Here is a 12293-nt window from a genome sequence, read left to right as displayed (position 1 = left end):
GCGCTGGAACAGCTCCCACAACTCATCCGGCACCAGCCGCTCAACGATCCCTGCCATGCCCAGTAGCCTATCGAGCCAAATGAGATGACTTCTTATTGGCGTTAACGGTGCGAAGTGGCCCCAGATTTTCGGTCTGGGCTGGCCCCACGTCCGTGGTTGAAACGACGCTTGTTCCGGCCTGAAGTGGCTCCGGGTTCCGGTTCCAGCGGGGCCAGCCGTGGTGGTTTGTGGGGCTGTTGAGGTGGGCCGATGGGGTCATGAGAGAGAATGCTGCGCATGACGACTTGAAGAGCACCGGCCGGGCGGCAGCACTGGATCAAGGTCGCGACCTGGGACACGGTCAGGGACGGTGATGGCCGAATCTGTGCTGCCTGCAGGACAGAAGTCCGCTCCTATCAGTTCCGTCTCTATCCGCCCGAGTCCTCGATGTTTGAGCGGTGCGTCGGCTTGGCATGGTGCTCCGGGTGCCGGATCTACTCCGGTGCGATGGTCCACATTCCCCGAACACGTGTCCTCGCCGACGCACTAGGGTCCCTGCCTGAGGACGAGTCTGTTCGACTGCGTCGCAGCGAGGCGAAACTGGTCGACTATCTCGATCGCCAGGGTCGCCGGAAGCCATGATCCGCATCCAGAGGGTGACCGGTCATCTGTGAGGGCTACTTCTTCGCCTGCTGCTTGGCCTTGGTCTGGGCGAGGCGGTAGGACTCGGTGCCGGTCTCGATGATGGTGCCGTTGAAGGTGAGCCGGTCGACGATGGCCGCGCAGAGCCGCGGGTCAGTGAACGTCTTGGTCCAGCCTCCGAACGACTCGTTCGAAGCGATGGCCACGCTGTTCTTCTCCTCCCTCTCGGTCAGTACCTGGAACAGCATCTCGGCTCCCCGCCGGTCAAGCTCGAGATAGCCCAGCTCATCAATGCAGAGAAGATCGACGCGCCCGTAACGGGCGATCGTCTTCGACAGCTGCTTCTCATCGGCGGCCTCGACGAGCTCGTTGACGAGCTTGGCGGCCAGGGCATAGCGGACGCGGCAGCCGGCCATGGCCGCAGCCGTCCCGAGGCCGATCAGCAGGTGGGACTTGCCGGTGCCGGAGTCCCCGATCAGGCAGAGCGGCTCGCCCTTCTTGACCCAGTCGCAGGTGGCGAGGTTGTTGACCACAGCCGGGACGACGTTGGGGTTGGCGCTGTAGTCGAAGTCGGAGAGCCACTTCTGGCGGGGGAAGCCGGCCGCCCGGATCCGTCGCTCCGAGCGTCGCCGGTCGCGGTCCTCGCACTCGGACATCAGCAGCTCGGCCAGGAACCCTCGGTAGGAGAGCTGTTCGCGTTCGGCGCGGGCGACGAGGTAGGGGAACTGGGCTCGCATCGTGGGCAGCCGCAGGACCCGGCAGGCGGTGTCGATCGCCGCGTCGGAGGCGGTCTCGGTCAGGTTGTGGTGCAGGCCGGTCATGGCGCGTCCTTCCTGGAGCGGTTCAAAAGCTGGTCCCAGCGATCGAGCGAGGGCAGAGGACGCTGGTCGTTGGGGAGGCGGACGGCCCGGCGGGCGTTCAGGCTGACCACCTCACTGGGTTCTGGCCCAGGCAGAGCTGGTGCCGGCCCGCTGACCGTCACGGTGGGGGAACGGCCATCGGCTTGAGCGGCCTTGCGGGCTTCGAGCGCGACGATGTCGGCGGCGTGGGAGCCGGCCGCGAGGGCGGATCGGATGCCAGCAATCACATCGCGGTGTTCGAGGTGGCGGTGCAGCAGGAGCACGTGGACCAACTGCTTGGTGCCCTCGGTGTCGCCTTCGGCCTTCTTCGCCGCAGCCCAGAACGCTTCGTGGGCGGCGGTGAACGTGCCCTCGCGGCGGGCCTGGTCCAGGGCTTCGGAGCCGGCCATGGCGCCGGGCTTGGCCAGAAGGACTTCGAGGAAGTGGTCCAGGACGACCCGCTCGGCGCCCTTCGCCGTCAGGCGGGGGTGACGGGCGATCTCGGTGCGGCCGTGGAAGACGATCAGGTCGCTCGAGCGGAGCACGACGCGGACGGTGCGGCCGATGAACCGGGCCGGGACGGAGTAGCGGCAGACCCGCACCGCGATCATCCCGTAGCGGTCCACCCGCGGGGTGAACACGAGGCCGGTCTCGAAGGAGTCCTGCGGCAGCGGCATCAGCAGCATGGACTCGTGGGCGAAGTCCTGGCCGATCGTGCGGATCCGCATCCCGATCCGCCGGCCTTCCTCTGCCCGCTCGAACTCGGCGAAGGACGCGTTCAGCTCATCCAGGGAGCCCACCCGGGGCACGGGCGTGAGGTAGTTGCGGCGGAAGTAGCCGACCTGGCCTTCCACTCCGCCCTTCTCATGGGCGCCGCGGAGTCCTGGCTCGCAGTAGAAGGGGGTGAGCCCGAAGTGCTGGCGGAACTCTGTCCACCTGGGGTGTTCGTCCCGTGACCGGCTCTTGTGGATCACCCGGGAGACCGCTGGGGAGAGGTTGTCGTAGCGGATCTGCCCGCCCGGGACGCCGCCCAGGGTGCGGAAGGCGTGAACGTGGCCGTCCAGGAATGCTTCCTGGCCGCATGAGGTGGTGATGCGGTGCACGGCCTTGCCCGAGTAGGCCAGACGCAGGGCGAAGACGAAGCACTTCGTCCTCTCGCCCGCCAGGTCCACCCATGCCTCGCCGAAGTCGACCTCGGCGTCCATGCCCGGCTGGTTGTGGCGGATGACGAACCCCGCCGCCGGTGCCGCCCCCGCAGCCTCGGCGATCTCCCGACGTCGGCGGGAGACGTAGTCCCAGACCGTGGTGTAGGCGATCTCCGCCCCGCACTCCTGCCGCAGCCGGTTCAAGATCCGCTGGACTGTGTGCCGCTGCTTCGGCGGTGCTTCCAGATCCCCCAGCAGCCACTCGTCGATCGTCTTCTTGAACGGATCCAACCTGGGCGAGGGCCGCACCGGCCTCTTCCGCGGCCTGGGCACCGGGGATGCCAGAGCCTCGCGTACGAGCCGGCGGTGCACGCCGTACTTGCGGGCCAGCGCCCGCATCGACAGCCCCTCCTGCCACGAGTCACGGCGGATCCGCAGGAACAGCTCTTCCCTGGACAACTCCATCCGGCATCGCCCCCACACGGTGGCCCACCACGACCGTCCCACCACCCGCCACCCGGTGGGGCCAGATCAGACCGGAACAACCCCCGAACGCTCCCGTACGCCCCCAGGGGTGGAGCCAACTCAGGCCGGAAAGTGGGGCCGATTCAGAGCGTTAATGCCACATTTATCTCGCCATGGCCATGCTCCTCCTCCGCCGCCTCGCGAGATCAGCCCGCTGACAGGCTTTCCAGACGCCCTCTACTGAGTTTTTCGTTAGTTCTGTGGGGGCAGGAGCTTCGGTGGTGTGAACATGTTGGTGTGTCTTCCCAGTCGCAGGCCGTTGTTTCCGACGTCTCCGTTCTGCCGTTGACGCGGCCGCAGTTGGCCGAGGCCCGTCGCATGCGGGCGGTCGAGTCGTTCGCGCAGGGACGTTCTACATCCGAGGTTGCACGGATGGTGGGGATGCACTCCGAGAGCGTGCGCCGGTGGAAACGCCTGTGGGAGCAGGGCGGGGCTCGGGCACTGCGGCGGCGCCCGGACACCGGTCGGCCGCCCAAGCTGGATGACGCCCAGGTCGAAGCGGTTCGGGCTGTGCTGGAGCAGGGCGCCCCGGCATACGAGTTCGAGGCGGATCTGTGGACGCTGGAACGGGTCGGCGTGGTGGTTGAGCGGGTGACCGGGGTGAAGTTGGCCCGGGCCTCGGTATGGCGCCTGCTGACCGGGCGGCTGGGGTGGAGTCTGCAGCGGCCCAGGCGCCAGGCCGTCGAGCGGGACGAGTCCGAGATCGCCCGATGGGTCGCCCAGGAGTGGCCGCGCATCAAAAGGGGGCGGTGAAGAAACGTGCCTGGATCGTGTTCTTCGACGAATCAGGCGTATCGCTGCTGCCCGAGGTGCGTCGCACCTACGCACCCCGCGGCCGCACTCCGCTCTTGCGGCACCGGCTGAACTGGAAACGAGCCGGGATGGCCGCCGCGCTGGGCTATCACGCCGCCGACCCCGAACGCGGCCCGCGGCTGTGCTTCCACCTCAAGCCGGGCAGCTACGACACCACTTCCCTGATCGAGGTGCTGGAACAGATCAAGACCTTCTACGCCGGTGAGTCGGTGGTGTTGGTATGGGATGGACTGTCCGCTCACTGGAGTCGGGGCATGCGGGCCTGGGTGGCCGGGCAGGACTGGCTCATCCTCGAGCGGCTGCCGGCCTGCGCACCCGAACTCAACCCGGTCGAACTGCTGTGGTCGGCCATCAAGACCCGCGGGCCGGCCAACCTCGCCGGCAACCACCTCGCCGATGTCGCTGACGCAGCCGAACGCGGCATCCGCCGAGTCTGCTCCAGCGAGCAACTCCCGTGGTCCTTCCTCACCCACACCGGCCTGACTATTCATCCCCAACCACCACAGAACTAACGAAAACCTCAGTAGAAGTCCATCACGATTCAACCCTTCTGTTGAATGTCCTTCAGCAGGAAATAAACGTTGAAGTTCACGTCGGTGTGGGACAACGGTTCCAGGTCGGTGAGGAGCTGTTCCAACTCGGCGACGGCTCGTTCGGTGTCACCCGCAAGGTGACGTGAGAACGCCAGCTCGCGGCGAGCGATGAGGGTGTTCCGGTGGTCAGACCCGAACACGCGCTCCATGTCCCAGAACAGTGCCTCGCGGGATGCCACCTGCTCGTCGACGGGCGAGAGCGGCGCCTGCAACCCAATGAGCTTATGACGGGCCGTGAGTGTACGTGGATGGTCGGGCCCCAGGGCGTCGATGCGGTGTGAGAGTAGGCCGCGCATGTACTCGGCTGCGGCTTCGGTGTCGCCGCGGTGGTGGGCCAAGTCGCTTCTCGTGCCGAGGATCTCGGGGTGGCCGGACCCGAGGATTTGGGCCTGGTCCTCCAGCAGTGCCTCGAATGCTCCGTTGATCTCGTCTTCGGTGCCGATTTCGCGCGTCAGATGGAGGATGTTTTCGCGTGTGGTGAGGATGTGAGCGTGGTCAGAACCCAGGACCCGGACCTCGTCGCCCAGCAGAGCTTGATGCTGCTCCAACGCTTCGAACGGATCCTCCTCCCAACTGGCCAGGTTGTTGCGGACAATCAGGACCTCACGGTGGTCGGGGCCGAGAACCCGGAGTTGATGCTCGAGGAGCTCCTCCAGAAGCCGGACAGCCTCCGCGACGTCTCCTGCCTCTCCCAGACATCGGGCGTGGTTCCCACGGGTGACGAGAGTCTGGATGTGATCAGGGCCGAGGACACGCATACGCACCGCGGCCAGCTCCGCGAACTCCTTCGCCGCTCCGGCTGGGTCTCCAGCCTCGCAGCGCCAGAACGCGTGTCCATGTCGCGCACTCAGGGTGTACGTGTCCTCAGGTTCGAACCAGTGGGCTGCTGTAGTTGCGAGCTCACCGAAGCGAGCGACGGCGTCGCTGACCTCACCGCTCTCGCCAAGGCTGCGACTGGCCTTGAGCAGGAACTGCGGATCGCAGTCGGGATCCCACAGATCCTCCTCTCCCACGGCTGACTCCAACCTGAAGGCACTGGTCAGCAGTGCCCTGGTGATGTCGCCATCGTGATTGTCCTCAGGCCATACCTCGGAGAGCGCGCCGCCGACAGTGCGCCCCAGAACGCCGTGCCATCCCCGCGGGATCGTGTCGTAGGCCGCGTGCTGGGTGAGCGCGTGGACGGCCACCAGGTCCTCGGAACGGTGGCCCGCAGCATGGCCGCGGACAGGGGAGAGGTTCACCAGGCTGAGGCGACTTAGCGTCCGCATTGCTTGGGTCACGTCGTCTGCGCGCACGTGCTCGGTCCAGGACCTCGAGTTATTGAGAGCAGTGGAGAGGTACGTGATGGCGCGCCAGGTTGTGAGCACGCTGGCTGGGAATCCGGACGGGTCGAGGAAGCTGGCAAGCTGCAAGATCGGCGTTGCCAGGCCGCTGGTGACCTCGTCGGCCCGCTCGAGGGAGAGCCCCAGCACTCTGGCGAGGGTTTCACTCTGGCCGTCAGGGAGAGCAGCCGGACTGGGAGAGAGCTCTGTGAGAGGGAGCCGTCGATTCAGCAGATCACGGTACCGGGCAACAGTCATCCCGGCGTCCGAGAGGTCGACCACATACGAGGCCGCTTGAGCCAGCGCAAGCGGTAGGTGACCGAGTTCCTCGGCCAGGCTGGCGATTTCTTCAGGCGGCTCGGACAGGCGATGCGTGGCAAACCGGCGACTGAGATATGCGCTCGACTGGCCAGGGGAGAACGGACCGAACTCAATAAGGTCCTGCATGGAGGAACGAAGGCCGGGATCGCGCCGACGGGTGGTAATCACCACCTGCCCGGCCTCACGCTTAGGAGGCCACAAGCCGCGCATGTCCAGTGGGTCACGGAGGTCGTCCAGGACGATGAGCCACCTGCACCCGGCAGTCCCGAGCCATTCCACGAACGCGGTTGGTGCGGTCTCGAGGTTGCCGGCTTCGACGGCGCCGACCATCGCTGCAGCCCTGCCGAAGGTCCCGCGGATACCCTCGACACTGGCGGCGTTGGCCCACACCACCAGATCCGTCTTCCCCTGCCTCAACAGCCAATCGGCATGATGGGCGGCGACCTGACTCTTACCAGTGCCACCCATTCCTGCCAGTACGTGGCTGTACACCTGCTGGCCGTCGGCCGTGGCCCCAGAGCGGAGGAGACCTTGCACAGCACGGCCCTGGAAGTCGTCAGCAAGCACCGGGATCAATCCGACCTGCAGCGGCAGGCCAGCGCTCCGGGCGCCCCCGGCACGGCCAGGAAGGTCCACCACGCCCACCCGCGCGCACAAGGCACCCAGTCCTGACCGGCGGATCTCTTCGGCTAGAAGAGAGAGAGTGATCCGCTTGCGGAGAATCTGTTCGGTCGGATCGGGAACCGCGACCATCGTGGGCCAGTTCGGTCCGGCACTGCCCTGCATAGCACGGTGCGTGAGCTGCAGAAGCCGCTCGTACAACGCATCGACCTGACCACCAGTCAGGTCAGGTGCCAGGTCCTGCAGCGCCTTCCAGTTTCGTAGCTCGAGCTCACCACGCCTAGGCAACTCCTCCATACGAACCAGGCCCAGAAACTCGACCAACAACGCACGATCCGAGACGTTCAAGTGGCTCCCGATCTGCTGGACCACCGCTGCACGACTACCACCCGAACCACTGGCCAGGGCTTTGACATCGTCACTCTTCTGAAGCTGCCCCTCCAGTCCCACCGTGAGTTGGTACGTGAGCCCGGAACCCTTGAGCGTCTGGTGCGTACGCCACAGACTGCGCAGAGGTTCGGCCTTGATGATCCGGGCCAGAGTCCACGACTCGTTACCATCGCGTGTCTTGATCTGTTGGAAGTCCCAGTGCATGGCCAGACCATCAGGGTCCGCCGAAGCCACCACGATGTCCTCGATGTGCTCACACGTCACATGCCTGACGCCCATTCCCCCAAGCATTTGAAGGACCGGTCGCAGCGCGGCGTGTGCCTGGAACTCGAAGCGCTGCTGAGTCATGGAGCCGGAATCATCCGGCGCCACGATGTTGATCGGATCGGTCACAAGATCCCCCCGAATGCGTGCGGCGTCGTTCAGCTTAGTGTTCAGCCTGTCCGCTGATGACTGGTGTGGTGGTCCCGTTCGTCAGACGCCATCCGCTTTCCGAACGTGATCGTTTGGTTCGGGCCGGGTGGGGGACTGTAAAACGTTCGGCTCTGTCTCACATTCGGTGGTGACAGAGCGTCATCATTGATGTACCTGGTCCGAGCTTCAAGGAGAGCAGTCGCAGACGCGCCATCGACCAGGGCAAGCACGGTGCTGACGATCACGTCACCCGCGCTGGCCTGGGAGTGTCACTACCGGCAACGACAACTACTTACCGTCACCACCGAATGTGAGGCAGAGCCAAACGTTCGGTGTAACTCCTGATCAAGGAAGATGCACCGATGACCAGTGAGAACGTGTCCGAGGCCCAGTTCGTCGAGATGCCTGAGCCGCAGCCGTCGAAGGCGGTGGACGACCAGCTCATCGACGAACTGGTGGGCCGGGCCCGGGCCGAGCCTGCAGCTGACGGGCGAGGGCGGGCTGTTGCAGCAGCTGACCAAGCGGTTGCTGGAGTCCGCCCTCGAGGGCGAGATCACCGACCACCTCGGCTATGACAAGCACGACCCGGCCGGCAAGAACGGCGGCAACTCCCGCAACGGCACCCGCGGCAAGACCGTGCTCACCGAGGTCGGACCGGTCGAGATATCCGTGCCCCGCGACCGGGACGGAACCTTCGAGCCGAAGATCGTGCGCAAGCGGCAAAAACGCCTGTCCGGCGTCGACGAGATGGTGATCTCTCTGTCCGCGAAGGGCCTGACGACCGGCGAGGTCCAGGCCCACCTCGCCGAGGTCTACGGGGCCGACGTCTCCAAGCAGACCATCTCCACCATCACCGACAAGGTCATGGACGGCATGGCCGAGTGGCAGAACCGGCCCCTCGACGTCGTCTACCCGGTGGTCTTTATCGACGCGATCCACGTGAAGATCCGCGACGGCGCCGTGGCCAACCGGCCGATCTACGTGGCCCTGGCCGTCACCGCGGAGGGCCGGCGGGACATCCTGGGCCTGTGGGCCGGCGACGGCGGTGAGGGCGCCAAGCACTGGATGCACATCCTCACCGAGATCAAGAACCGGGGTGTGAACGACGTCCTCATGCTCGTCTGCGACGGTCTCAGGGGTCTGCCCGAGGCGGTCGAGACGGTCTGGCCCAGGACGGTCGTGCAGACCTGTGTGGTCCACCTGCTGCGGAACTCCTTCCGCTATGCCGCCCGCCAGGACTGGGACAAGATCGCTCGTGTCCTCAAGCCCGTCTACACCGCGCCGACCGAAGAGGCCGCACTCGAGCGGTTCGCCGAGTTCGCCGATGTCTGGGGCAAGAAGTACCCGGCGATCGTCCGGCTCTGGGAGAACGCGTGGGAAGAGTTCACCCCGTTCCTCCGCTTCGATACCGAGATCCGCCGCATCGTCTGTACCACGAACGCGATCGAGTCCGTGAACGCCAGGATCCGGCGAGCGGTCAAGGCACGCGGGCACTTCCCGAACGAGACCGCCGCCTTGAAGTGCGTCTACATGGCCATCATGAGCCTGGACCCCACCGGCAAGGGCCAGGCCCGCTGGACCATGCGCTGGAAGACCGCCCTGAACGCCTTCGACATCACCTTCGACGGCCGACTCTCCGCAGCCCGTCAGTAACCCCAACCACCCTGGTTACACCGCTCGTTTGGCTCTGCCTCACATTCGGTGGTGACGGTAAGTAGTTGTCGTTGCCGGTAGTGACACTCCCAGGCCAGCGCGGGTGACGTGATCGTCAGCACCGTGCTTGCCCTGGTCGATGGCGCGTCTGCGACTGCTCTCCTTGAAGCTCGGACCAGGTACATCAATGATGACGCTCTGTCACCACCGAATGTGAGACAGAGCCGCTCGTTTGACAGACCCCGGGCAGGGGGCGGGCACCTGTAGACCTCGGCTCACGGGCGCCCGGTCGAGGTGCCCGTAGGTGCTGTGCGCGGCGCGCCGACAGCCGGGGCCGTCGCACCAGGTAACGCGGGTCGTGCCGGTTGTCGCACTCGACATGCTGGACAGAGGTGTCCCAGAGGACGCTCACGGCGCGGGCGTCGAGCGTGGCGTGCGAGGCGCCCCGGTGCATGAGAGCAAGCACGCTGCGGTGGCGACGGCACTCGTCACCCCGGCACCGGTGTCGCTGAGCTGCACTGAGTAGCCGTGCGTCGATCCGGGGCTGTTGGCCCCGTAGTCGCACCGGTCGTTCAAGTTGTGCACGACTGGGTTGTGTATACACCGCACCCCTCGGATATTGCGCGGGCAGTCGGCCGCAAATGGGTGTCACCTGGATGTAGCGTGACGCACGTCGTGTAGAAGTCGGTCCAGCTGTGCTTCTTCGTGAACGGCGAGGCCTCGTTGAGCCATCATGGCCTCAAGCCGCGGATCCCAGGGCGAGGGCGCAGGGGCCCCCGTCAGTGGGGTAAGCCGGTCGGCGGGTAGTTCTGCCAGTGCGTCGAGGTAGTCCGTGCTGTGCATGCGCCAGGGGCGAGCGCCCAGCCGGATCACCCGTTCGGCGATGGCGACGCCGGGCCAGTCGAAGTCGCCGTGGTAGGCGACGTTTGCCCCGCTGGCGACGAGCCGCCGCAGTAGTTCCCACCCCGCCGCAGACGGGTTGCCGCTGCCGCACACCAGGACGCCGGGCAGGCCATACCGCGCGGCTGCCTGAAGCACTTGCGGGTTCTCGCAGACATACACGGTTGCCCCCGGCACTGTCAGAGCGACATCGGAGACAGTGCGCAGCTCTTGAAGGGTCAGGTGCGTCACCAGCGACAGATCGTTGCGCGTGCGCATCATCATCGCCCAGGGATGGATTCCGGGCGGGTCCAGCTTCCACACCATGACGGTCCCGGACAGGGTGTCTGTGCTGACGCCGACCCGCTCCCACAGCAGCCGGCGGCTTGCGCCTGAGTCGGGCGAGGGCAGTGTGCAGGCTGCCGCGATGGCCTTAAGGACCAGGATGCTGGTGAGACGGCTCTCGTCGAGTCCGTGGGCGTCGCCGGTCGTGTGTGCGGCGAGCTCGCTCAGTTCCCACTGCTTCACAGCCTCTGCTCCGGTGCCGGCCGAGGTGTGAAGGGGCGTGTTCGTAAGTGTGGCGATGGTGCGCACGGCGCTACTGAGGGCCGTAGCGGCCGCTTCGATGCCGGCCCGGGTGAGAATGCCGGTGCTCCTCAACTCCCCGATCCATTCGGCGATCCAGCCCGCGTGGGCCAGGTCTGCACCGGTGAGGTCGCCATCCAGCTGCTGCCATAGCGCCGTCCACGCTGTCTGCCGCGCCTCTTTGGCCGACATCCGGTCCTGTAGGGGCCGGCCGGTCAGCTCCGCCACGACACTGACGAGGCCGCATTGGGCGGCCGATGCCCTCAAGGCCACGTCCAGGGCGCCCAGTTGGATGCGGCGCAGGCCGGGCTCGAGCCGGGTGCCGAGCAGTCCTCCGAGTCGCTTGGCGCCTTCGGTGTCGAGCTGGGCCTGCACGGTGCCGGTGGGGGCCAGGCGGTTGCGCTCCAGCCGTTTACGGGCCGCCGCCCACAGCGCGGTGAGGCTGGGGTCGTCGAGGTAGCTGCGGACGGGGGCGGGGAGCTGGGGGAGGAGATGGAGGCTCATGATGCGGCGCGCAGGTGGCGGTTGCGACCGTCCCAGTGGACGTGGGTGGTCACGGCCGCGGTGCCTTCGGCGCGCCGCACTTCGTAGATGTCCAGAGCGGGAACCTCGGCGAAGAATCCCCACAGGGCGTGGCCGGTCATGACGAAGTCGAGGTCCAGGCGGACCAGAAGCGCCATCAGTTCACCGATGGTGCGGTGGTCGACTTTGGCGAATGCGTCGTCCAGGAGGATCAGCCGCAGGGCGCGGCCGGTGTCGGGCAGGCTGCTGAGGTAGGCATCGGCGGCGGCGAACAGGGTCACGTAGGACACGAAGCGGGTCTCGCCCTGCGAGAGCTTGGCCCGGCGGCTGATCTTGCGTTCCTGGCCGGGTTCGGGACCGGTGATGAAGGCGTCCACGACGTGCCAGCCCCGGTAGTCGAGAGCCGTGTGCAGGTGGGTGGCGTATCCGGCCTGGGGGTCGTCGCTGTAGGCGGTGTCCACGAGTGCCTTGAGCCGACTGATGAGTTCTTCGGATTCCGCTTCACGCAGCACATGGACGTCGCGTTTCATCAGCTCTTTGATCCGCGTGATGTGCTCGTTGGCCGAATCGGCAAGGCGCCAGCGGATCTTGACGCCGATGCCGTGGCTTGTGGTGATGGGCTGAAGCGAGGCGTTCATCGCCTTGATCAGTTCTTCAGCCTCGAGGATGCGGTTGCGTAGTTCTTCGGCCATCCCGCCCAGGACGAAGTTGTGAAAGGCCGTGCGCTCACGCTGGGTCAGTGCGCTGCGTCCGCGGTCGCGCCGTTCCCGCAGTTCGGCTGCGGCATCGGCGATGTGGCGCCGTCCGCTGGCATCCGTCAGTTCTACGACATGCAGGTCGTCCTCGATCGTGACGGTCACGTCGTAGGCGCCCGCGGTGTTGCGTTCCAGTACCGACTGGGCACGTACCAGCGCGGTGGCATCGGCGGTGCTGTCCGGCCGCTGCACCGCTGCCCTCACCTCGCGCACCGCCGCCAGGACATCGTCCGCACCGGGGCTCGCCGACAGCAGTACCGCAGGAGCAACCATGCCCGGCACCAGAGCCACGGCC

7 protein-coding genes and 1 pseudogene are annotated in these 12293 nt (G+C 66.3%); 3 read left to right on the top strand and 5 right to left on the bottom strand.

Annotation, left to right across the window (positions count from 1 at the left end):
* Positions 1–656: 656 nt before the first annotated feature.
* A complete protein-coding gene (istB, locus tag ACWEQO_RS32630) occupies positions 657–1442 on the bottom strand; it encodes an IS21-like element helper ATPase IstB (RefSeq protein WP_452986219.1) in 786 nt (261 codons plus the stop codon).
* Positions 1439–3070, bottom strand: a complete 1632-nt coding sequence (gene istA / locus ACWEQO_RS32625; protein ID WP_452986218.1) for an IS21 family transposase — start codon at positions 3068–3070, stop codon at positions 1439–1441. The genes istB and istA overlap by 4 nt, the downstream gene beginning before the upstream one ends.
* A 378-nt stretch (positions 3071–3448) precedes the next feature.
* Here istA and ACWEQO_RS32620 point away from each other — a divergent pair, with 378 nt between their 5' ends.
* On the top strand, positions 3449–3883 hold the full coding sequence (locus tag ACWEQO_RS32620) for a winged helix-turn-helix domain-containing protein (RefSeq protein ID WP_452986222.1): 435 nt from the start codon (positions 3449–3451) through the stop codon (positions 3881–3883).
* Positions 3880–4455: an IS630 family transposase gene (locus ACWEQO_RS32615; RefSeq protein ID WP_452986217.1), complete on the top strand. Its 576-nt coding sequence runs from the start codon at positions 3880–3882 to the stop codon at positions 4453–4455. Before ACWEQO_RS32620 ends, ACWEQO_RS32615 begins: the two co-directional genes overlap by 4 nt.
* Before the next feature lie 29 nt (positions 4456–4484).
* On the opposite strand, the gene ACWEQO_RS32610 is transcribed toward ACWEQO_RS32615, so the two are convergent.
* Positions 4485–7583, bottom strand: coding sequence for a dsDNA nuclease domain-containing protein (locus tag ACWEQO_RS32610; protein WP_452986216.1), 3099 nt, complete (start codon positions 7581–7583; stop codon positions 4485–4487).
* Positions 7584–8005: 422 nt separating this feature from the next.
* Here ACWEQO_RS32610 and ACWEQO_RS32605 point away from each other — a divergent pair.
* Positions 8006–9257, top strand: a pseudogene (locus tag ACWEQO_RS32605) (IS256 family transposase).
* Between the two features lie 648 nt (positions 9258–9905).
* On the opposite strand, the gene ACWEQO_RS32600 reads toward ACWEQO_RS32605, so the two are convergent.
* Positions 9906–11225, bottom strand: a complete 1320-nt coding sequence (locus ACWEQO_RS32600) for a TIGR02679 family protein (RefSeq protein WP_452986215.1) — start codon at positions 11223–11225, stop codon at positions 9906–9908.
* Positions 11222–12289, bottom strand: coding sequence for an SbcC/MukB-like Walker B domain-containing protein (locus tag ACWEQO_RS32595; protein WP_452986214.1), 1068 nt, complete (start codon positions 12287–12289; stop codon positions 11222–11224). The genes ACWEQO_RS32600 and ACWEQO_RS32595 overlap by 4 nt, the downstream gene beginning before the upstream one ends.
* Positions 12290–12293: the final 4 nt, after the last annotated feature.

This window comes from Streptomyces sp. NPDC004051 (genome assembly GCF_053604275.1).
The sequence above is the reverse complement of the archived record's forward strand: the minus strand, read 5'-3'. Positions and strand labels throughout refer to the sequence as shown.

Coding starts and splice junctions, on each gene's coding strand:
- istA (WP_452986218.1), bottom strand. CDS start 3,070: ATGGAGTTGTCCAGGGAAGAGCTGTTCCTGCGGATCCGCCGTGACTCG.
- istB (WP_452986219.1), bottom strand. CDS start 1,442: ATGACCGGCCTGCACCACAACCTGACCGAGACCGCCTCCGACGCGGCG.
- ACWEQO_RS32600 (WP_452986215.1), bottom strand. CDS start 11,225: ATGAGCCTCCATCTCCTCCCCCAGCTCCCCGCCCCCGTCCGCAGCTAC.
- ACWEQO_RS32620 (WP_452986222.1), top strand. CDS start 3,449: ATGCGGGCGGTCGAGTCGTTCGCGCAGGGACGTTCTACATCCGAGGTT.